22 protein-coding genes are annotated in these 19,616 nt (G+C 63.2%); 2 read left to right on the forward strand and 20 right to left on the reverse strand.

The window, feature by feature from the left end:
• Window positions 1-13: 13 nt before the first annotated feature.
• The 16 genes from rplV to E0E41_RS09450 all read right to left on the reverse strand — a co-directional run bounded on the left by rplV (window position 14) and on the right by E0E41_RS09450 (window position 12,352).
• Window positions 14-346: a 50S ribosomal protein L22 gene (gene rplV, locus E0E41_RS09375; protein WP_130869691.1), complete on the reverse strand. Its 333-nt coding sequence runs from the start codon at window positions 344-346 to the stop codon at window positions 14-16.
• A 15-nt stretch (window positions 347-361) separates the two neighbouring features.
• Complete coding sequence (gene rpsS, locus E0E41_RS09380) at window positions 362-634, reverse strand: 30S ribosomal protein S19 (protein WP_087187785.1); 273 nt, start codon at window positions 632-634, stop codon at window positions 362-364.
• Window positions 635-649: 15 nt separating this feature from the next.
• Window positions 650-1,483 (reverse strand): 50S ribosomal protein L2, encoded by an 834-nt coding sequence (gene rplB / locus E0E41_RS09385; protein ID WP_130869692.1) that lies wholly within the window; start codon window positions 1,481-1,483, stop codon window positions 650-652.
• A gap of 15 nt (window positions 1,484-1,498) precedes the next feature.
• On the reverse strand, window positions 1,499-1,798 hold the full coding sequence (gene rplW / locus E0E41_RS09390; protein WP_130869693.1) for a 50S ribosomal protein L23: 300 nt from the start codon (window positions 1,796-1,798) through the stop codon (window positions 1,499-1,501).
• The gene (gene rplD, locus E0E41_RS09395; RefSeq protein ID WP_130869694.1) at window positions 1,798-2,418 is read right to left on the reverse strand and encodes a 50S ribosomal protein L4; all 621 of its coding nucleotides are present in this window, start codon (window positions 2,416-2,418) and stop codon (window positions 1,798-1,800) included. The genes rplW and rplD overlap by 1 nt, the downstream gene beginning before the upstream one ends.
• 17 nt (window positions 2,419-2,435) lie before the next feature.
• Entirely contained in the window at window positions 2,436-3,161 is a 726-nt protein-coding gene (gene rplC / locus E0E41_RS09400) for a 50S ribosomal protein L3 (protein WP_130869695.1), read from the reverse strand.
• A 130-nt stretch (window positions 3,162-3,291) separates the two neighbouring features.
• Complete coding sequence (gene rpsJ, locus E0E41_RS09405) at window positions 3,292-3,606, reverse strand: 30S ribosomal protein S10 (protein ID WP_006573401.1); 315 nt, start codon at window positions 3,604-3,606, stop codon at window positions 3,292-3,294.
• 360 nt (window positions 3,607-3,966) lie between these two features.
• The gene (gene aroE, locus E0E41_RS09410) at window positions 3,967-5,364 is read right to left on the reverse strand and encodes a shikimate dehydrogenase (RefSeq protein WP_130869696.1); all 1,398 of its coding nucleotides are present in this window, start codon (window positions 5,362-5,364) and stop codon (window positions 3,967-3,969) included.
• Window positions 5,365-5,377: 13 nt separating this feature from the next.
• Window positions 5,378-5,833, reverse strand: a complete 456-nt coding sequence (gene aroQ / locus E0E41_RS09415; protein WP_130869697.1) for a type II 3-dehydroquinate dehydratase — start codon at window positions 5,831-5,833, stop codon at window positions 5,378-5,380.
• The gene (locus E0E41_RS09420; protein ID WP_130869698.1) at window positions 5,830-6,327 is read right to left on the reverse strand and encodes a shikimate kinase; all 498 of its coding nucleotides are present in this window, start codon (window positions 6,325-6,327) and stop codon (window positions 5,830-5,832) included. Before E0E41_RS09420 ends, aroQ begins: the two co-directional genes overlap by 4 nt.
• On the reverse strand, window positions 6,324-7,481 hold the full coding sequence (locus tag E0E41_RS09425; protein WP_130869699.1) for a bifunctional chorismate mutase/prephenate dehydratase: 1,158 nt from the start codon (window positions 7,479-7,481) through the stop codon (window positions 6,324-6,326). The genes E0E41_RS09420 and E0E41_RS09425 overlap by 4 nt, the downstream gene beginning before the upstream one ends.
• A 14-nt stretch (window positions 7,482-7,495) precedes the next feature.
• Window positions 7,496-8,530, reverse strand: coding sequence for a chorismate synthase (gene aroC / locus E0E41_RS09430; protein ID WP_438819465.1), 1,035 nt, complete (start codon window positions 8,528-8,530; stop codon window positions 7,496-7,498).
• On the reverse strand, window positions 8,527-9,702 hold the full coding sequence (locus E0E41_RS09435) for a 3-phosphoshikimate 1-carboxyvinyltransferase (RefSeq protein WP_130869701.1): 1,176 nt from the start codon (window positions 9,700-9,702) through the stop codon (window positions 8,527-8,529). The genes aroC and E0E41_RS09435 overlap by 4 nt, the downstream gene beginning before the upstream one ends.
• On the reverse strand, window positions 9,699-10,763 hold the full coding sequence (gene aroB / locus E0E41_RS09440) for a 3-dehydroquinate synthase (RefSeq protein ID WP_130869702.1): 1,065 nt from the start codon (window positions 10,761-10,763) through the stop codon (window positions 9,699-9,701). Before aroB ends, E0E41_RS09435 begins: the two co-directional genes overlap by 4 nt.
• A 36-nt stretch (window positions 10,764-10,799) precedes the next feature.
• Window positions 10,800-11,819, reverse strand: coding sequence for a 3-deoxy-7-phosphoheptulonate synthase (aroF, locus tag E0E41_RS09445; RefSeq protein WP_130869703.1), 1,020 nt, complete (start codon window positions 11,817-11,819; stop codon window positions 10,800-10,802).
• 266 nt (window positions 11,820-12,085) lie between these two features.
• The gene (locus tag E0E41_RS09450) at window positions 12,086-12,352 is read right to left on the reverse strand and encodes a helix-turn-helix domain-containing protein (protein WP_130869704.1); all 267 of its coding nucleotides are present in this window, start codon (window positions 12,350-12,352) and stop codon (window positions 12,086-12,088) included.
• Window positions 12,353-12,439: 87 nt separating this feature from the next.
• Here E0E41_RS09450 and E0E41_RS09455 point away from each other — a divergent pair, with 87 nt between their 5' ends.
• Window positions 12,440-12,688, forward strand: a complete 249-nt coding sequence (locus tag E0E41_RS09455; protein WP_130869705.1) for a hypothetical protein — start codon at window positions 12,440-12,442, stop codon at window positions 12,686-12,688.
• Between the two features lie 57 nt (window positions 12,689-12,745).
• Here E0E41_RS09455 and proS read toward each other — a convergent pair whose 3' ends face one another.
• Window positions 12,746-14,185: a proline--tRNA ligase gene (gene proS, locus E0E41_RS09460; RefSeq protein WP_130869706.1), complete on the reverse strand. Its 1,440-nt coding sequence runs from the start codon at window positions 14,183-14,185 to the stop codon at window positions 12,746-12,748.
• Window positions 14,186-14,344: 159 nt separating this feature from the next.
• On the opposite strand from proS, the gene E0E41_RS09465 reads away from it, so the two are divergent.
• Window positions 14,345-14,827, forward strand: coding sequence for a hypothetical protein (locus tag E0E41_RS09465; RefSeq protein WP_242623746.1), 483 nt, complete (start codon window positions 14,345-14,347; stop codon window positions 14,825-14,827).
• Window positions 14,828-14,866: 39 nt separating this feature from the next.
• Here E0E41_RS09465 and E0E41_RS09470 read toward each other — a convergent pair whose 3' ends face one another.
• The 3 genes from E0E41_RS09470 to E0E41_RS09480 form a co-directional block, all read right to left on the reverse strand.
• Window positions 14,867-17,176 (reverse strand): S-layer homology domain-containing protein, encoded by a 2,310-nt coding sequence (locus tag E0E41_RS09470; RefSeq protein ID WP_130869707.1) that lies wholly within the window; start codon window positions 17,174-17,176, stop codon window positions 14,867-14,869.
• A gap of 125 nt (window positions 17,177-17,301) precedes the next feature.
• Entirely contained in the window at window positions 17,302-18,090 is a 789-nt protein-coding gene (locus E0E41_RS09475) for a sulfite exporter TauE/SafE family protein (RefSeq protein WP_130869708.1), read from the reverse strand.
• Window positions 18,091-18,123: 33 nt separating this feature from the next.
• The gene (locus E0E41_RS09480) at window positions 18,124-19,611 is read right to left on the reverse strand and encodes a lactate racemase domain-containing protein (RefSeq protein WP_130869709.1); all 1,488 of its coding nucleotides are present in this window, start codon (window positions 19,609-19,611) and stop codon (window positions 18,124-18,126) included.
• Between the last annotated feature and the right edge of the window lie 5 nt (window positions 19,612-19,616).

Here is a 19,616-nt window from a genome sequence, read left to right on the forward strand (position 1 = left end):
TCTTCCTCCTCCCTTAGCGCTCAGCCACGGCGATGGTGATGTGAGAAGTGCGCTTGTTGATCCGATAGGCACGGCCCTGAGCCCGGGGACGCATCCGCTTGATGATGGGGCCGGGGCAGGCGAACACCTGGGAGACATACAGCTTCTCGGGGTCCATCTGGTGGTTGTTCTCCGCGTTGGACGCGGCGCTCTTGAGGAGCTTCAGCAGCAGCTCGGAGGCAGCCTTGGGGGTCGCCATCAGGATGGCGTTGGCCTGGGCCACGCTCTTGCCGCGGATCAGGTCACAGACGATCTGGACCTTACGGGGAGAGATACGGGCATATCTCAGATGTGCTTTTGCTTCCATGTTCTCTCCTCCTCCTTACTTACCAGACTTGGCGCCGGCGTGGCCGCGGAAGGTACGGGTGGGGGCGAACTCGCCCAGCTTGTGGCCAACCATATCCTCGGTCACATAGACGGGAACGTGCTTGCGGCCGTCGTGCACGGCAAAGGTGTGTCCGACGAAAGAGGGGAAGATGGTGGAGGCGCGGCTCCAGGTCTTCAGGACCTTCTTCTCGCCGGTCTGATTCATTTCGTCGACCCGCTTCAGCAGCTCGGGGGCGCAAAAGGGGCCTTTCTTGATACTTCTGCTCATCTTTTACTGCCTCCCTTACTTCGCGTTGCGGTGCTTGACGATGAACTTCTCGGTGCGGTTCTTCAGCTTGCGGGTCTTGTAACCCATAGCAGGCTTGCCCCAGGGAGTGACGGGGCCGGGACGGCCAACAGGGCTCTTGCCCTCGCCGCCGCCGTGGGGGTGGTCATTGGGGTTCATGACGGAACCGCGGACGGTGGGCCGCCAACCCATGTGACGCTTACGGCCGGCCTTGCCGATCTGGATGTTGGACCAGTCGGTGTTGCCAACCTGGCCGATGGTGGCCTTGCACTCCTCGCGGACGTAGCGGACCTCGCCGGAGGGCAGACGGACCTGAGCCATGCCGTTCTCCTTGGCCATCAGCTGAGCGGCCTCACCGGCGGCACGCACCAGCTGAGCGCCCTTGCCGGGGTACAGCTCGATGCAGTGGATCAGCTCGCCCACGGGGATGTTGGCGATGGGCAGGCAGTTGCCGGGCAGGATGTCGGCGTTGGGACCGGTCATGATCTTGTGGCCGGCCTTCAGGTTCACGGGAGCCAGGATATAGCGCTTCTCGCCGTCCTCGTACTGGATCAGGGCGATGTTGGCGGAGCGGTTGGGATCGTACTGCAGGTTGATCACAGTGGCGGTGCCCTCTTTATCCCGCTTGAAGTCGATGATGCGGTACTTCTTCTTGTTGCCGCCGCCGCGGTGGCGGACGGTGATGCGGCCGTAGCTGTTGCGGCCGGCATTCTTCTTCAGGTTTTCCAGCAGGCTGCGCTCGGGCTTGGCCTTCTTGTCGATGCCCTCGAAGGCGCTCACGGTCATGTGGCGGCGGGAGGGCGTTGTGGGCTTATAAGTTTTGATAGCCATTGTTCCTTATCCTCCTTACACCATGCCTTCGAAGAACTCGATGGTCTTGGAGTCCTCAGTCAGGGTGACCATAGCCTTCTTCCAGCTGGCCCGGCGGCCGGCGGGGAAACGGCCGGTGCGCTTCTCCTTACCCTGCATGTTCAGGGTGTTCACCTTGGCCACCTTCACGCCGAAGATCTCCTCCACCGCCTTGGCGATCTCGATCTTGTTGGCGTCCTTGGCCACCTCGAAGGTGTACTTCTTGGCCTCGGTCTCCGCCATGGACTGCTCGGTGATGACGGGGCGCTTGATGATGTCGTAAGCGGTAGTAGCCATTACGCAAACACCTCCTCGATGACGGCCAGAGCCGCCTTGTCAACGATGAACTTGCCGGCGTTCACGATGTCGTAAACGCTGAGGATCTTGGCAGTGGTGGTCACCACGCCGGGGATGTTGCGGGCGGACTTGATGACGGTCTCGTTCACCTCGGGGGTGACGATGACGGCCTTCTTGGCGCCCACGGTGTTGAGGAAGCCCTGCATGGTCTTGGTCTTGACCTCGTCCAGGTTCAGGCCGTCCACCACCACGATGTCGCCGGAGGCGGCCTTGGCGGACAGAGCGGACTTCAGAGCCAGACGCTTGACCTTCTTGTTCAGCACGTAGCTGTAGTCGCGGGGCTTGGGAGCAAAAACGATACCGCCGTGGGTCCACTGGGGAGCGCGGGTGGAACCCTGACGGGCACGGCCGGTGCCCTTCTGGCGCCAGGGCTTGATGCCGCCGCCGGAGACCTCGGCGCGGGTCAGAGCGGACTGGGTGCCCTGACGGCAGTTGGCCAGGTGGTTCTTGACCACCTCGTGGACAACGGTCTGATTGGGCTCGATCCCGAACACAGCTTCGGAGAGCTCCACTTCGCCGACCTGGTTGCCGGCCATGTTCACAACGATTGCCTTAGGCATTTGAGTTCTCTCCTTTCTTACTTGTTACGGGCGGAAGCCTTCTGGGGATTGACGCGGGCGGAAGCCTTCTGCGGGTTGACGCTGGCGTTGGCGGCGGCGCCCTTCTCCTTGACGTTGATCACGGAGTTGCGCAGATACACGATGCCGCCCTTGGGACCGGGGATGGCGCCCCGGACAGCGATGATGCCCAGCTCGGTGTCGACCTTGATCACGTCCAGGTTCAGGACGGTGACCTGCTCGTTGCCCATCTGGCCGGCGCCGATCTTGCCCTTGAAGATCCGGGAGGGATCGGTGCTGGAGCCCATGGAGCCGGCGTGACGGTGCACAGGGCCGGTACCGTGGGATTCCTTCAGGCGGTGAGCGCCGTGACGCTTGATGACGCCCTGGTAGCCGTGGCCCTTGCTGATGCCGGTGACATCAACGCGGTCGCCCTCGGCGAACACATCAACCTTCACCTCGTCGCCCACGTTCAGGGCGTCGCAGTTGGCCAGCTTGAACTCCTTCAGGGTCTTCTTCCGGGCGTCGCCGGCCTTCTTCAGGTGACCCAGCTCAGGCTTGGTGAGCTTCTTCTCGGCTACGTCCTCGTAGCCCAGCTGAACGGCGTTGTAGCCGTCCTTCTCCTCGGTCTTCTTCTGCACCACGGTGCAGGGGCCCGCCTCGATGACGGTGACCGGGATGACCTTGCCGGCTTCGTCGAAGATCTGCGTCATGCCGACCTTCTTGCCGATAATGGCCTTTTCCATGTGTTTTCCTCCTTATTAAGGTTATTGGTTGGACGAGGTACCCATTGGCTGGTATTGCTCGGCCAACTTGACCCGTCCGCCTCAAAACGCGGCGGACTGCGGTACTAACAAAGGAATGGGTTGCTGTCTCTTACAGCTTGATCTCGATCTCCACACCGGCGGGGAGCTCCAGGCTCATCAGAGCCTCCACGGTCTTGGGAGAGGGCTTCAGGATGTCGATCAGGCGCTTGTGAGTGCGGCGCTCGAACTGCTCGCGGCTGTCCTTGTACTTGTGGACGGCCCGCAGGATGGTGACGACTTCCTTCTTGGTGGGCAGGGGAATGGGGCCGGACACGGAAGCGCCGGTGCGCTTGGCGGTCTCAACGATCTTCTCAGCGCTCTGGTCGATGAGCTGATGATCGTAGGCCTTCAGGCGGATGCGGATCATTTCTTTCTGAGCTGCCATGGTGTTGTTCCTCCTTAAACATACGAAGTGGTGTGCGCTTTCGCCGGGTCCACGGGGCTCCAGCGCGGTGTTTTCCTCGCTTCGTACGGTGAGGGATTTCAGTACACGTTTCCGTGCGTATCACTCCGTGACATGAAGAAAACCGGCACAAGCAGGCCGGTTTCTTCCCTGCATGGCGATATACGCCGTGCACGGATCCCTCAGCCGCCCGATTCTAGCTCGGACATACTCCGCGGAAGTTACCTCATTGCTGAGCAATCTCCCGCATCATCGCACAATACGCCCTAAACAGGCGCTCAATAATAATAGTACAACTTTCTCCCAAAGTCAAGGGGATTTTTGAATTTTTTCCGCACTTCTTTACAGCACGCCGGAAAGCACTTTCTTCATCCGGGCGGCGTCGATCTGGGCGCCGGTAAAGTACTCCAGAGCCAGCACCGCCTGGTTGACCAGCAGGCCGAAGCCGTTGACTGTCTTGTGGCCCCGCTGCTTGGCCTGGCGGAGCAGCTCGGTCTGGGCGGGGGCGTAGATCAGATCCACCACCGGCACACCGGGGCGCAGTCCGTCCAGGAAGGAGAAGTCCTCAAACTGGCCCTTGGTGCCCGCCATGCCCAGGGAGGTACAGTTCACCAGCAGATCGCAGCTCTGCGCCTCCTTATATAAGACAGCGGCGTCAAAGCCCGCCGGGCGGAGATGGGCCGGGTCGTGGGCGCAGATGGCCTCCGCCTTTTCCAGGGTGCGGTTGCACACCGTCACGGCTGCTCCCGCCTGGGCCAGTTTGAGGCACACCGCCTTGGCTGCCCCGCCGGCGCCCAGCACCAGGATCTGCTTTCCCGCCGGGTTGATGCCCTCGTCGGCCAGTGAGCGGAGGAAGCCCTCCCCGTCGGTGTTGTAGCCATAGGCTTTCCCATCCCGGATGCACACGGTATTCACCGCCCCGATGAGGGCGGCGTCGGCGTCCAGCTCATCCATCAGGGGCACCAGCTCCTCCTTGTGGGGCATGGTGGCGTTGAAGCCGGCGTAGCCGGCGAATTTGGCGCAGTCCAGCCACTGCTTACACTTGCCCCGGGGCACCGGCTGGCAGAGATAGACATAGTCCAGGCCCAGTTCCCTGATCATGGTGTTCTGGATCAGGGGGGACTTGGAGTGGAGCACCGGGTCCCCGATGACGCACAGCTTTTTGGTGGAGTTATCCACTTCCACTTTCATATCTGATTCCCCCCGTTTGGATTCCGGCCGGTGGTCGGGCAGGGCGGCGTTGACCGCCAGGGCCACCAGCAGCCCCACCACCGTCTCGATCATGCGGGCGGCGGCGTAGTAGTACCGGGTCACACCGGTGACCCCGGTAATAAGGATGACGCAGGGCAGGATGCAGGCCATGCCGCAGGCGGTGGGCCGCTTGATGAGCAGGCAGATCCACACCCCCGCCACGCATACCGCCCCCAGCACCAGCGTCTTGATCCAGAGATTCTCCAGGGCCGGACCCAGCAGCAGGGTAGCGGTACCCAGGGCGCCCCCTACGATCACCCCGATGAGCCGGGAGATCCCCTGCCGGAAGGTCTGGCCCAGGGTGCTCTGGGTGCAGATGATGCAGGCGATGCAGGCGTACAGGGGTCCCATCTGGCCCAGCACGCCCCCCAGCTCCTCCCGATAGGTAAGCCCGAAGGGCAGAAACAGGGCGTAGGACACCATCACCGCCACAGCGGTCTTGATCACCCGCATGCCGATGCGGGGCAGGGGCACGGAAGGACGTCTCATAAAATCTCCTCGCTCAGGAATGGAAGCTCTCTTTGGTTACTTTCTCTCTCGAGAGAAAGTAACCCATAGCAGCCTCGTAACCGTAGAGGCCCAGGCCGCAGATCTGGCCCACGCAGGCGGGGGCGGTGACGCTCCTGTGCCGGAACTCCTCCCGCTGGTGGACGTTGGAGATGTGTACCTCGATGCAGGGCACGTCCACCGCCTTCAGGGCGTCCAGAATGGCGTAGGAGTAGTGGGTGTAGGCCCCGGGATTCATGACGATGGCGTCAAACTTCCCCTGGGCGGCGTGGATGGCGTCGATGATGGCCCCCTCGTGGTTGGACTGGAAGCACTCCGCGGTGGAATCGTGGGCGGCGGCAAAGTCCGTCAGCCGCCTGCACAGGCTCTCATAGGTATTTTCCCCATAGATACCCGGCTCCCGCTGGCCCAGCAGGTTCAGGTTGGGACCGTTGATGACCAAAAACTTCATGCGTTCAGCACCTCCAAAATCCGCTGTGCGGTCTCCACCGGGGTGGGCTGCACATCCACCACATGGTCGGCCCATTCCAGATAGATGGGTTCCCGGGCGGCGTACCGCTCCAGGAAAGCCTCTCTCCCCTGCTGGCCCAGGGGGCGGCCTCCCATGGACACGTTGTCATAGATCTCCCCCGGGTCCCGCCGGAGGAAGATCACCGTGCCGCTGTATTTCAAGCTGGCAATGGAATCACAACGGGTGGGCAGGCCCCCACCGCAGGAAATGACCAGCCTCCGCTGCTGAGCCAGCTCCTCCGCGGCACCCAGCTCCCAGTCCCGGAAGAAGGCCTCCCCTTCCTTGGCAAAGACGTCGGGGATGGAGCGGCCCAGGGCCTCCTCGATGTACTGGTCGGTGTCCACGAAGGTGAAGCCCAGCTTTCTGGCCAGCAGACCCCCCACCGTGGTCTTGCCGCAGCCCATCATGCCGATGAGCACCACGTTGTCCCTCATGGCTCGTACCCCCGGTAGTTGCCCAGAATGCGGAACTCCGCCGCCAGCTGGCTCAGCTCATGGAGCACTCCGTCCATGCCGTCGGCGGCCAGGTCACCGGTGAAGTCCAGGAAGAACAGATACTCCCAGCCCCGGCCGGGGATGGGCCGGGATTCGATCTTCAGCAGGTTGAAGCCCTGGACGGCAAAGATGGTCAGAATCTCATGGAGGGAGCCGCTCTGGTGGGGCAGGCGGAACATGGCGCTGATCTTGTCCCGGCCGGGCCGCAGCTCGGGCACGGGAGACACCACGGCGAACCGGGTGTGGTTCATGCTGTTGTAGTTGACTCCCTCCGCCAGGATGTGCAGGCCGTAGAGCCTGGCCGCCCGGCGGGAGCAGATGGCGGCGGCGGTGCGGTCCCCGGTCTCGGCCACCAGCTTGGCCGACCCGGCGGTGTCCAGGGTGGGCACCCGCTTCCAGCCCCGGTGGGCGTCCAGATATTTCTCGCTCTGCATCAGACCCTGCTCATGGGAGTAGACGGTCCTGATGTCAGAAAGGTTTACCCCCGGCAGGGCCATCAGGCAGTGCTCCACCTTCACCTGCCACTCCCCCACGATGGAGTAGCGGTACTGGGCCATCAGGTCGTACACCTGCCGGATGGACCCGGTGGAGGAGTTCTCCACCGGCACCACGGCGTAGTCGGCCTCGCCCCGCTCCAGAGCGGCAAACACGTCGTTGAACCAAGGCAGGCCACGGCTGTCCACATCATCCCCGAAGAAACCGGCGGCGGCCTCCTCACTGTAGCAGCCCGGCTCCCCCTGGTACACCACCCGGGGGTGGGCCACCGGCTCTCTGGCCCGGGCCCGGTCGGCCAGGTAGGCGGCGTAGCCCGGGTCCTCCGCCCCCTCCCGCACCAGATGGCGCTGCTGCCGGCGGGAGATGGCCATGATGCTCTCATACAGGGCGGCGATGTCCGCCTTCCGGGCGGGGTCGTCGGTGAGGGCGGTCTTGGCGGCGATGACCTGTTTCTCCCGGCCGGCGTCCAGCACCGGGATGCCCGCCCGCTGCTTGTATTCCCCCACCTTGCCGGTGACCGCCATCCGCTCCAGGAACAACTTGACCAGTTCCCCGTCGATACGGTCGATCTCCTGCCGGTATTGCTCCAGTTCCGTCATTTCTATTCGCTCCTTCAAATGCCCAGCACCGCGCAGGCGGCCAGGGCGGCGGCGGCCTCCACCACCGGCACCGCCCGGGGGACGATGCAGGGGTCGTGGCGGCCGTGGATCTCGATTTCCGTCTCCTCCCCGGTGCGCAGGTCCACGCTCTGCTGGGGCAGGGAGATGGAGGGGGTGGGCCGGAAGGTGGCCTCAAAGACCACCGGCATGCCGTTGGTGATGCCGCCGTTGATGCCTCCGGCGTGGTTGGTGGTGGTGACCACCTTGCCGTTCTCCACGGCGAAGGGGTCGTTGGCCTCGCTGCCCCGCATGAGGGAGAAGGCCGCCCCCGCGCCGAAGTCCACGCCCTTGACGGCGGGCACGGCAAACAGGTACTGGGCGAAAATGCCCTCCACATTGCAGCCGAAGTCGGGGGCGCCCAGCCCGGCGGGCAGGCCCCAGACGGCGCACTCGATGGCACCGCCCACGCTGTCCTGCTGCTCCTTGGCCTCCAGGATGGCCTGGCGCATCTCCTCCCCCTTCTCATCATTGAGGACAGGGAAGGGCTTGTTGGCCACATCCTTCATCTCGTCCAGGTCCCCCAGGGGGGAATCGCAGATGCCGTAGATGGAGCTGATGTGGGCACCCACCCACACGCCCTTGCGCTCCAGCACCTGCTTGGCCACCGCGCCCGCCGCTGTCAGGGGGGCGGTGAGCCGGCCGGAGAAGTGGCCGCCGCCCCGATAGTCCAGGCAGCCCTTGCTCTTGATAAACCCGGCGTAGTCCCCGTGGCTGGGCCGGGGGGTGTAGCGGATGGATTCATAGTCCCTGGAGTGCTGGTCGGAGTTGTAGATCACCATAGCCAGGGGGGCGCCGGTGGTCTTGCCCTCAAACAGGCCGGAGAGCACCTCCACCTTGTCCGCCTCCTTCCGGGCGGTGGCGGTGGGGTCCTTGCCGGGCCGCCGCCGGTCCAGCTCCCACTGGACTTTTTCCAGGTCCAGCTCCAGCCCGGCGGGCACCCCCTCCAGCACCACACCGACGGCGGGGCCGTGGGATTCGCCGAAAATCATGTGCCGCATACCAGTTTACCTCCCAATTTGCGGTAATCCTCCCAGAAATCCGGGTAGGACTTTTTGACGCACTCCGCGCCGGTGACCGTCACCGGCTTCTCGCACCGGATGGCGGCGATAGCGGCCATCATGGCGATGCGGTGGTCGTTGTGGCCGGAGACAGTGACCCCTCCCGCCAGGCGCTCTTTTCCATGGATCACCAGGTGGTCGTCAAATTCCTCCACCTCCGCCCCCAGGGCGTTCAGCACCTGGGTCACCGTGGCCAGCCGGTCGCTCTCCTTGATGCGCAGCCGGGCAGCGTTGACGATAGCGGTGGTCTCTCCCCCCCGCAGGGCGGCCATGGCGGCCAGGGGAGGCACAAGGTCGGGACACTGGCTCACGTCCAGGTCCACCGGGCCCTTCCCCTGTAATTTCATAAAATAGGGCACAATGCGCATATCCCCCTGGGCGGAACAGGCGTTGAGGCCCTGAATCTCCAGATCACAGCCCAGAAAGCAGGCGGCGTACCAGAAGGCGGCGTTGGACCAGTCGGCCTCAATGGTCAGGTCCCGGGGCTGATACGCTTGATTTCCCGGCACCCGGAAGATCCGGTCCCCGTCGTATTCCGCCTGTACCCCGAACTGCTCCAGGGCGTCCAGGGTCATGTCGATATACCCCCGGGATTCCAGGGGGGTGGTCAGCAGGATCCGGCTGTCCCCGCCCAGCAGGGGCAGGGCGTACAGCAGGCCGGTGACGAACTGGGAGGACACGTCCCCCGGCAGGGTGTAGTCCCCTGGGGTCAGCTTTCCCTCCACCGTCAGCGTGCCGTCCTGCTGTTCATAAGAAATCCCCTTCTCCCGAAAGATGGCGAAGTAGGGCTCCTGGGGCCGTTCCATCAGCCGTCCGTGGCCGGTGAACCGTCCCCCGCCCCGGAGGGCCAGGGCCACCGGGATGAGAAAACGCAGGGTGGAGCCGCTCTCGCCGCAGTCCAGCTCCGGCAGTTCCGCGCCCGGCGCTTTCAGGGCGGCCATGCACCGGAGGGTAGCGTCGATGTCCTGGGAGTGGGCCAGATTTTCAATATGGCTCTCCCCCGCCCCCAGGCCGGCGGCGATCAGCAGCCGGTGGGCCTGGGACTTGGAGGGGGGCGGGGTGATGGTCCCCGCCAGCCGGCCCGGCGTGATGGTCACGTTCATTTCAATTCCTCCAGAAGGTCCGCCTTGGGCATCTTGTGGGGCACCGCCCGGCCCAGCTCCTCCAGCAGGATCACCGAGATGTCCGCCCCGGCCCCCTTCTTGTCCAGGCCGATGGCGGCAGTGTATTCCCCGGCGGTACAGGAAATCTCCACCGGCAGGCCCAGAGGGGTCAGCACCTTGACAATGGCCTCTGCCGTCCCGGCAGGGGTTATCCCCAGCTTCTCCCCCAGCTTGGCGGCACGTACCATACCGGCGGCCACCGCCTGGCCGTGGGTCCAGGTCTCGTAGTGCCCCGCCAGCTCATAGGCGTGGCCCAGGGTGTGGCCGAAGTTCAGAAGCATCCGCTTTCCCGTGTCCCGCTCGTCTTGCTCCACTACCATTCGTTTTAAATCGCAGCAGGTATACAGAATGTGTTCGATTTCCCCCATCAGCTGAGCCCGGGAGGGCCGGGCGGCCAGGAAATCAAAGAAGGGTCTGTCAAAAATACAGCCGTATTTGACCACCTCCGCCATGCCGTCGGCAAAGGTGGCGTCGGGCAGGGTGTCCAGGGTGTCCGGGTCCATGAGCACCAGTCTGGGCTGCCAGAAGGCCCCGGCCAGGTTCTTGCCGTGGTCCAGGTCGATGGCCACCTTGCCCCCCACGGAGGAATCCACCTGGGAGAGGAGGGTGGTGGGGATCTGAATAAAATCCACACCCCGGAGGACGGTGGCGGCAGCAAAGCCCGCCAGGTCCCCCACCACGCCGCCGCCCAGGGCCACCACGGCGTCGGTGCGGGTGAGGCCGAAGCCCATCATGGCCTCCCACAGCTGGGCCAGCCGGGCGGCGCACTTGGCGCTCTCCCCGGCGGGGACGGTGTGGACCGTCACGGAAAACCCGGCGGCGGTCAGGCTGCGCTCCAGCCGGGCCCCGTAGAGGGGGCCCACGGTGGAATCGGTGACCACAAACAGCTTGCTGGCCCGGGGCAGCACCGCCCGGCAGTGCTCCCCCGCCCGGTCCAGCAGGCCCCGCTCAATCAGAATGTCATAGCTCCGCCCCGGCAGGGACACGGTGAGGGTTTTCATGGGCTCAGTCCTCCTTGGGATTTTGCGGTATCCGCTTTATTTTATCAAAGTCTTGCCCACCAGGTCAACCAGAGCGGACACCTTGTGCATGAGGCCGTCAAACTTCTGGGGGGTGAGGGACTGCTGGCCGTCGCACTTGGCGTGGGCGGGGTCGTTGTGGACCTCGATGATGAGGCCGTCCGCCCCGGCGGCCACGGCGGCCAGAGCCAGAGGCTCCACCATCCAGTACATGCCGGCGGCGTGGGAGGGGTCCACGATGACGGGCAGGTGGCTCATCTGCTTGACGGCGGGAATGGCGGACACGTCCAGGGTGTTGCGGGTGTAGGTCTCGAAGGTACGCACGCCCCGCTCGCACAGGATCACGTTCTCGTTGCCCTCGCTCATGATGTACTCGGCGGACATGATCCACTCCTCGTAGGTGTTGGCCAGGCCCCGCTTGAGCAGGATGGGCTTGCTCATCTTGCCCACCTCTTTCAGCAGCTCGAAGTTCTGCATGTTCCGGGCGCCCACCTGGACCACGTCCACCTCCCGCTCGAACAGGTCGGCCATGCGGGGATCCATGATCTCGGTGACGATGGGCAGGCCGGTTTTCTCCCGGGCCTCCATCAGCAGGTCCAGGCCGGAGGTGCCCATCCCCTGGAAGGAGTAGGGGGAGGTGCGGGGCTTGAAGGCGCCGCCCCGGAGCAGAGCCGCCCCGGAGGCCTTCACGTCGGCGGCCACCTGGCAGATCTGTTCCTCACTCTCCACCGAGCAGGGCCCGGCGATGACGGAGAAGTTCCCGCCGCCGATCTTGGCGTTCCCCACGGTCACCACGGTGTCCTCCGGGTGGAATTTGCGGTTGGCCTTCTTGTAGGGCTCCTGCACCCGCATGACCCGCTCCACGTGGGGGTTGATGGAGATCTTGTCCATGTCCACGGCGGTGGTATCGCCCACCAGGCCCAGGATGGTGCAGCCGATGCCGTTGGTGACGCCCACTTCCAGATCCAGCTTCTTGAGTTTGGCTACCAGTGCGTCAATATCCTGCTTGCTGGTGCCCGGCTTCATTACGACTACCATAAGTTTCCTCCTTCTTCATAACAAAAAGGGCGCCCATTGATGAACTCAATGAGCGCCCCAAGTTTACCTGGTCCTACAGAGCCCCACAGGGGCCCCGCCCATTTCCTTCATCCCGCTGTTTTCTCCATGCCAAAAAAGCCGGTGCCCATAAATCGAGCCCAGCCAAAGGAAAACAGATAGGATGCAGTTGTGAGGCTTCGGTCGTTCATAATAAAATCCCTCACAATAACAGGTTGTTGCCATTATAAACCCATCGTTTTACAATTTCAATCGGGATTTTTCACAAATGGACCCCCGCTCCGCCTGGGATATGGGGTCATCTCGTCCGTCAGGCCCAGGAGGTAGTCCACGCTGGTACCATAGAACCGAGCCAATGTTACCACCACTTCCAGCGGATAATTCAGCGTACCGGTCTCATACTGCGAATATGTGTTCTGCTTGATATGGAGTACATCCGCAACCTCCTGCTGGGTCAGGTCCCGGTCAACCCTGAGGTTTCGAATTCGTTCATAGCGTAAAGGTTCCACTCTCATATTATCACCTACGCCATCTTAAAATATCTGTTTTTCAGATATTGCTTTTTATCTGAAAATCAGATATTTTAGAATTGAGGTGATCTTATGGATTTATACAAGGAAATTCTGATCCACGCCCTGGCCTATCAGGAGGTGGAGGTACGCTTTCCCAACCTGTCCCTGACCGGAGAGGAACTGGTCCATTCCGTCTGCTACAAGGCCCTGGTACAGATCCGGGACATCGTGCGCAACGAGGCTCTCTCCGACCCGGAGTGCTTTGATCGGGTGGAGGAGATCGTCCGGGCGCTAGAGGCCGCCGGCAGCGACGGCGGTTTCCGCCACGATTTCGGCTAGAAAACCGCAAAAAAGCCCGGAGCAGTCGCTCCGGGCTTTTTTCCAATAGAATAGATCTTAGTAGGCCACGCCCCAGTACACCATGTGCTTGGCGGGCTTGCCGCAGACGGGACACACGTCGCCCAGGTGCTCCTGCTCCAGCGGGATGCAGCGGGAGGACACGCCGGCGATCTCCTTCATCTTCAGCTCGCACTCCAGGTCGCCGCACCACATGGTCTTGGCAAAGCCGCCCTGGGTGGCCATCTTCTCCTTGACCTCCTCCACGGTGGAGCAGGCGTAGGTGTTCTCCTCCAGGTTCTTCTTGGCCTTGTCGTACAGGCCCTTCTGCACCGCGTCCAGCATGGTCTTGACGGTCTCCTCGATGTTGTCCAGGGAGACGAAGCTCTTCTCGCCGTTGTCCCGGCGGACCAGCACGCACTGGTTCTTCTCCATGTCCTTGGGACCCATCTCCAGACGCAAGGGCACGCCCTTCATCTCATACTCGGCGAACTTCCAGCCGGCGGACTGGTCGGACACGTCCATCTTCACCCGGATGCCGGCGGCCTTCAGGCGGGCCATGACGGCCTCGTTGGCCTCGATGACGCCCTCCTTGTGCTGGGCCACAGGGATGATGATGACCTGGGTGGGGGCGATCTTGGGGGGCAGCACCAGACCGTTGTTGTCGCCGTGGGTCATGATGACGCCGCCGATGAGCCGGGTGGACACACCCCAGGAGGTCTGGAAGGGGTGGTGGGGCTTGTTGTCCTTGCCGGTGAAGGTGATGTCAAAGGCGGTGGCGAAGCCGTCGCCGAAGTAGTGGGAGGTGCCGGCCTGGAGGGCCTTCTTGTCGTGCATCATGCACTCCACGGTGTAGGTGGCCTCGGCGCCGGAGAACTTCTCCTTATCGGTCTTGCGGCCCTTTACCACGGGCATGGCCAGGTAATTCTCACAGAAGTCGGCGTAGATGTTGAACATCCGCACAGTCTCCTCCATGGCCTCCTCGGCGGTGGCGTGCATGGTGTGGCCCTCCTGCCACAGGAACTCCCGGTGGCGCAGGAAGGGGCGGGAGGTCTTTTCCCACCGCAGCACGGAGCACCACTGGTTGTACAGCTTGGGCAGGTCACGGTGGGAGTGGATGATGTTGGCGTAGTGCTCACAGAACAGGGTCTCGGAAGTGGGGCGGATGCAGTAGCGCTCCTCCAGCTTCTCGGAGCCGCCCATGGTCACCCAGGCGCACTCGGGGGCGAAGCCCTCCACGTGGTCCTTCTCCTTCTGGAGCAGGCTCTCGGGGATCAGCATGGGCAGATACACGTTCTCATGCCCGGTCTCCTTGAACTTCTCGTCCAGAATCTTCTGAAAATTCTCCCAGATGGCGTAGCCATAGGGGCGGAGGATGAACATGCCCTTGATGGAGGAGTAGTCGATGAGCTCCGCCTTCTTGCACACGTCGGTGAACCACTTGGCGAAGTCCACCTCCATATCGGTGATCTGTTCCACCTGCTTTTTGTCCTGTGCCATAACTCTATCTCAATCCTTTATTATAAAATACAACATGGGTTCTTCCTATTTTATTCATTCGGTGCCCAAAAGTCAAGGGTTACCCGGCGTTTGCAGCCGGTGAGACGCATAAGATCCCGTTTTTTCCGCACACTGAGGGGGAAAGGGCGGTGTCGGACAGTGCTGGTAGGCGTCTGGGAGGAAAACGAGGGCATCGGGGCGGCGGTGGAAGCCGGCGTAAAGCGGGCCGGCGGAAGGCTGGTGACCGGGCGGCACCCGGCGGAGCTGGCGGAACAGGGGCTGGATCTGCTGGCGGTGTCCCCCGGGGCCCGGGGCTGGGCGGGTGCGGGGGCCATCCCCTGCCGGACGGTGCTTCTCCCCGGCGGCGTGGGGGCCCTGGCCCGCCACCTGCGGGCGGAGCAGGCGGTGAGCTACGGCACCTCTCCCCGGGATACCATCACCTTTTCCAGCCTGGAAGGGGACCGGCTGTGCCTGGCCCTCCAGCGGGAGCTGGTCACCCTCACCGGCACGGTGGTGGAGCAGCAGGAGCTGGTCGTACCCTGTCCCAGCGGCCCCTCCCCTCTGCCCACTCTGGCGGCGGCAGGGATCCTTCTGCTGGCCGGGCTGCCGCCGGAGGCGCTGCCCGGGCTGCTGGGAGTCTAAAAAAGGCCCGGACCGTCCGGTCCGGGCCTTTTCAGCTGTTTATGCCATTTTCACAACCAACGTAGCCACAAATTCGCCGCCGGAATAGCTGCCGTAGATCTGCACCGAATCGCCGGCCTTTAACCCGCCCAGGGAGGTGCTGCCGCCGGAGGCGGTGACAAAGCTGGCATCCGACACATCAATCGTCAGGGTGTTGCCGTTGTCCGGCTGGATCATCAGGGTCTTGGCAGAGGAGTTGGTCAGCAGCACCTTGCCGGTAAGCTGGGTGTTGGAGCCGGAACCCTTAGCCACCTCGATGGAGATGACCTCGTCCCCGCTGACCACCATGGCCACCTTGTCATTGGGCTTGAGGGAGTAGAGGGAGACGATGGAGCCGTTCTGGGTCACCGTCACCCCTTCCGCCACAGTGTAGGAGGTGGTGGAGCCGCCGGCAAGCTGCACATCAATGGTAACGCCGGAGGTGTCCTGCACCACCCGGGTGATGGTGCCGGTGACGTTGGCGCTCTGGCTGGTGGTCTCCAACCGGTTCACCTGGTGGTAGCGGACGGTGACGATGATGGAGTCCCCGCTGCGGATCTTGTCGATGGTGCTGCTCTTGCCGTCCCGGTAGACGGTGGGCAGGTTGGTCAGATCGATCTCAAAGGTCACCACGCCGCCGTCGGCAGTGCGCACCGACAGAGTGGTGGGGGTGCCGAAGGCGATGGATTCCACCACGCCCTCGGTGGTGGTGGAGCCGGGCCAGGCGTCGATCTCCGCCGCCTGACCGCCGGAGAGCCGGACGGTGGCGTAGCTGCCCTTCTCCAGGTTCTTCAGGGCGATCTCCGCGCCGTTGTAGCGCACCACGGCATTGGCGGCGATGTTATAGGTGGTGTAGGAGCTGGAGCCCACCTTGCTGATGGTAATGGTGTTCACGTCCTTGGCGTAGGTGTAGTTGTTCACCACGCCCTGGATATACTGGGTGACGGTATCCACAGAGAGGCTCACCAGCTGATTGCCGCTGTCGTTGCTCACCCGCATGCTCACATAGTCCCCCACATGGGCGGTGGACAGGCTGCCCACCACGCCGTTGACGGTGACGCCGGCGCCCACGGGCAGGGTGTACCGCTGGGTCTCGCCGTTGAAGGAGGACACCTGGAGGCTCTGGCCGCTGGAGGCCTCCACCACGGAGACCAGGATGCCCTCGGCGCTGTGGCTGCCGCCGGAGAGCTTCAGGCCCGCCAGATGGCCCATGGAGTCCACATAGCACTGGGCGGTGGTGTAGCCCGCCTGGAGGTCAATGAGCTCCGCTCCGCCGGCGGTACCCCCCACCTGCACCGCAGTAAAGCGGTCAATGGCCAGGCTGCGGGTAGTACCGTTGGCCAGCAGATTCACCCGGTCCCGGGTGATGCTGTTCACCGTTCCGCTGAAGGCAGTCAGGGTGCCGCCCAGACGCACCGACTGGGCGGTGCCGCTCTTGCTCAGGTTCACCCGGGCATACTGGCCCACCCGCAGGGCGGAGGTGCCGGAGAGCATGTTGTTCTCATAGATCTTCACATCGGAGGGCAGGGAGATGCTGGTGGTGCCGGTGATGTCGCTGTTCAGGGTCAGCAAGGTGGTGCCGCTGCCCCCGGAGGTCACCGCGGCGATGGTGCCGCCCGTCCAGGCATAGTCGGTATAGGCGGGCAGCTCAGCGTACAGGCCCCGCTCCTCCATGAAGTCCATGGTACGGCGGAGCATGACGGCCATCTCCGCCCGGGTGAGGGAGCGGCTGGGCAGGAACTGGTTGTACTGATTGCCCTCCACGATGCCGTAGCTGTAGAGCACATATACGTAGGGCTGCAGCGCGGCGGAGATGGAGGTGGCGTCGGCAAAGCTCAGCGGATAGCTGGTCAGGCTTTTGGCCAGAGGCTCCAGCTGCATGGCCCGTACCAGGTACATGGCCAGGGTCTCCCGGCTGATGGCCTTCACCAGCCCGCCGGACTGGCTGAGGGAACGCAGTTCGGTCTCAGAGATGATGCCGGTCTCCAGGCAGACCGCCATTTCCTCCCCCGCCCAGGAGTACAGGGATTCGGGCATGATCTCCTTCAGAGTGGCCGCCCATTTCTGGGAGATTTTGGTCTTGTCCGTGGCGGACACGCCGGTGGCACGGGAACAGAAGATCACCGCCTCACAGGCGGTCATGGCCCGGTCGGGAGTAAAGGTGGTGGCGCTGGTGCCGTTGATCACGCCCTGGGTGGCCAGATATTCCACATCGGTCTTGGCCCAGTGGTTGGTCATATCGGAAAACGTGACGGCCCCTGCGGTCACCGTCAGCAGAGAGATGGTCAGAACGACCGTCATGGCCCAGGCCAGAAATCGCTTCCCTTTCATACTCGTCCCTCCATTATGCAGGTTGGTTTCCATAACTATCATAAATTATAACGGCTCCCTATGGAAAAAGCAACAGCAAAAAGGCGCCGGGGAATCCCCCGGCGCCTTTGGGTCCCCGGCGGAGTTCAGGCCGCCAGGTTGCGCACGATATTGAAGATGGAGATGGCCAGCACGATCAGCTGGACCGCGTTGAAGGCCTTTTCCACCGACGCCTCGGAGCACTTCTTGTTCAGGCTGGCTCCGATGAAGCCGCCGGCGATGGCGCCGATGATCATGACCGGGGCGATGGACAGGTCAAAGGCCCCGAACCCGGTGGTGAGGGCCACCGTGCCCAGCTTGGAGATCTGGGCGAACAGGATGGTCACCAGGGAGCACACCGTGGCCGTCTTGGTGTCGAAGGAGAACAGGTAGATGATGAGGGCCACGTTGATGGGGCCGCCGCCGATGCCCAGGAAGGAGGAGCAGACGCCCAGGAAGACGCCCACCAGCAGGGAGACCACCACGCCGCTCAGGTGCTTGCTGGGGATACGGCTCTTGTTCTTCATGTAGAGGAACACGGCCAGGATCAGCAGGGAGAGCACCACGTTCTGCACCACCGTCACGGCGGAGTTGGCCTGGAGCGCGTCCACGATGACCTGGAGCAGCTTCTCCCCCACCAGGCCGCCCACCACCGAGCCTAACGCCAGGGGGATGGCGGTACCGAAGGGGATCTTGGTCTTGGCCAGCATCTGCTTGCCGATGGAGACCACCGACATGGAAAACACGGTGAGGGAGGACAGCACCCCGATGGTCTGCACGTCAAAGCCGTGGAGCACATCCATCAGGGGCTTGATAATCACCCCACCCCCCATGCCCGTCAGGGAACCCACAGTGGTGGCCCCGATGGCGATGAGGAAATAGATTACATACTGCAAGGCAGCGCCTTCTTTCTATCGGTCAGTCCGTCCTCAGCACCCGCAGGGAGTTCCGGCAATGGGGGTCCCGTTGAGGGCGGGGTCCTTCATGCACAGATGGACCGCCGCGGTGGTGAAGGTCTTGGGCAGAGCCAGAATGTTGGGGTTGGGGCCGGTGTACTTCTTCATGGCGTCCTGGAGGGCCTCCTCAAAGGTGGCCCGGGTCTTCAGGCCCATGCCGCGGGCGATGCCGGGCTCCCGGGCGCCCACGATGTAGATGGCGCTGGTGTTCATCTCGGCGATGTGGCCGCAGCTCATCATGGAGAAGCCGTGGAAGGGGTGGAAGGCGTTGGCAAAGCGGTATTTGCGGATATACTCCTCCTTGGTGGCAAAGTACTCGCCGTACCGGTTCATGTCCGCCAGGGTGTTCATATAGTCGTGCTGGAACATCTCGTACAGCTCCCGCAGGTAGGGCCAGCGCTCGTCGTGGAAGTAGCCGTCGCAGATGGAGGAGACGATGAACACGCAGTGGTCGGCCATGATACGCTTGTGCCGGATCACCTGGGCGGACAGGGCCTGCATCATCTGGATGGGGTTGGTGCCCATGCCGTTGCCGTAGTGGAAGTTGGTGGGCATGCCGAAGACGATGATGTCGTACTTCTTCTCCGCCCAGTGGACGTAGGTCCGCTTGTCGGCCATCTTCCAGGAGATGGGCTGCATCTCCTTGGCCCAGCCGGAGTTGATCTCGATCTGACGGGACTTGGTATCCAGCACCGCGTCGCAGCAGAAGAACTTCTTGCCCATCTTCTCTTCCATGTGCATGCCCTGCTGGTCGAATTTGTGCCGCATCTCGCTGTTGGTGGACACGGGCACAAAGTCCTGCCGGTGCATGACCTGGGGCACGTGGTGGGCGGAGATGCTGCGCCAGTGGGAGATGCCGGTGGCGCAGTGCTTGTAGCCGCCGGAGTAGCCGCCGTAGGGGTTGCCCTGGGTGTGGCCGATGAGGATGGCCACGTCGGCGTCGTACACGTACTTGTTCATGATCACGTGGTCGCCCTGGGCGGTGTAGCCCAGATCCACCAGGTGGTCGTAGTCCTCGCTGTCGTGGCTGGTGATCTGGCCGGAGGGGTAGAACTCGTTGAACAGCTCCTCGCCCAGGATGGTGCGCATCTCGGCCACGGTGGCACGGGGGTGCAGGCCGTTGGAGAAGAGCAGCAGGATGTCCTTCTTCTCCACGCCGGCGGCGTACAGCTCGTCCAGGCAGGCCCGGATGGCCACCTTCCGGTGGGAGGTGGGCTGGTTGCCGCCCTTCACGATGTCGGGAATGACGATGACCACGGTGCTGCCCTTGTGGGCCAGCTCCCGCAGGGTGGGCATGCCGATGGGGTGCCGGATGGACTCCATGGTGGCGTTGTACAGGCTGTCCCAGTCCTGAGGCAGGCAGGGGGGATCCGCCACCGTCTCGCCGGGGATGAAGATGTCGGTGCTGTCGGGCAGCTCAGCGCTCATCAGGCCCTGGCCGTACTCAAAATCCAGTTTCATAGTTT

It is taken from the genome of Intestinimonas massiliensis (ex Afouda et al. 2020) (assembly GCF_900626285.1).
GTDB classification, from domain to species: Bacteria; Bacillota; Clostridia; order Oscillospirales; family Oscillospiraceae; genus Flavonifractor; species Flavonifractor massiliensis_A.

Coding starts and splice junctions, on each gene's coding strand:
- rpsJ (WP_006573401.1), bottom strand. CDS start 3,606: ATGGCAGCTCAGAAAGAAATGATCCGCATCCGCCTGAAGGCCTACGAT.
- aroC (WP_438819465.1), bottom strand. CDS start 8,530: ATGATTTTCGGCGAATCCCACGGCCCCGCCGTCGGTGTGGTGCTGGAG.
- E0E41_RS09435 (WP_130869701.1), bottom strand. CDS start 9,702: ATGAACGTGACCATCACGCCGGGCCGGCTGGCGGGGACCATCACCCCG.
- E0E41_RS09425 (WP_130869699.1), bottom strand. CDS start 7,481: ATGACGGAACTGGAGCAATACCGGCAGGAGATCGACCGTATCGACGGG.
- E0E41_RS09455 (WP_130869705.1), top strand. CDS start 12,440: ATGGATTTATACAAGGAAATTCTGATCCACGCCCTGGCCTATCAGGAG.
- E0E41_RS09470 (WP_130869707.1), bottom strand. CDS start 17,176: ATGAAAGGGAAGCGATTTCTGGCCTGGGCCATGACGGTCGTTCTGACC.
- rplB (WP_130869692.1), bottom strand. CDS start 1,483: ATGGCTATCAAAACTTATAAGCCCACAACGCCCTCCCGCCGCCACATG.
- rplD (WP_130869694.1), bottom strand. CDS start 2,418: ATGCCTAAGGCAATCGTTGTGAACATGGCCGGCAACCAGGTCGGCGAA.
- rpsS (WP_087187785.1), bottom strand. CDS start 634: ATGAGCAGAAGTATCAAGAAAGGCCCCTTTTGCGCCCCCGAGCTGCTG.
- proS (WP_130869706.1), bottom strand. CDS start 14,185: ATGGCACAGGACAAAAAGCAGGTGGAACAGATCACCGATATGGAGGTG.
- rplV (WP_130869691.1), bottom strand. CDS start 346: ATGGAAGCAAAAGCACATCTGAGATATGCCCGTATCTCTCCCCGTAAG.
- rplW (WP_130869693.1), bottom strand. CDS start 1,798: ATGGCTACTACCGCTTACGACATCATCAAGCGCCCCGTCATCACCGAG.
- E0E41_RS09480 (WP_130869709.1), bottom strand. CDS start 19,611: ATGAAACTGGATTTTGAGTACGGCCAGGGCCTGATGAGCGCTGAGCTG.
- aroE (WP_130869696.1), bottom strand. CDS start 5,364: ATGAGACGTCCTTCCGTGCCCCTGCCCCGCATCGGCATGCGGGTGATC.
- E0E41_RS09420 (WP_130869698.1), bottom strand. CDS start 6,327: ATGAGGGACAACGTGGTGCTCATCGGCATGATGGGCTGCGGCAAGACC.
- aroQ (WP_130869697.1), bottom strand. CDS start 5,833: ATGAAGTTTTTGGTCATCAACGGTCCCAACCTGAACCTGCTGGGCCAG.
- rplC (WP_130869695.1), bottom strand. CDS start 3,161: ATGGAAAAGGCCATTATCGGCAAGAAGGTCGGCATGACGCAGATCTTC.
- aroB (WP_130869702.1), bottom strand. CDS start 10,763: ATGAAAACCCTCACCGTGTCCCTGCCGGGGCGGAGCTATGACATTCTG.
- aroF (WP_130869703.1), bottom strand. CDS start 11,819: ATGGTAGTCGTAATGAAGCCGGGCACCAGCAAGCAGGATATTGACGCA.
- E0E41_RS09450 (WP_130869704.1), bottom strand. CDS start 12,352: ATGAGAGTGGAACCTTTACGCTATGAACGAATTCGAAACCTCAGGGTT.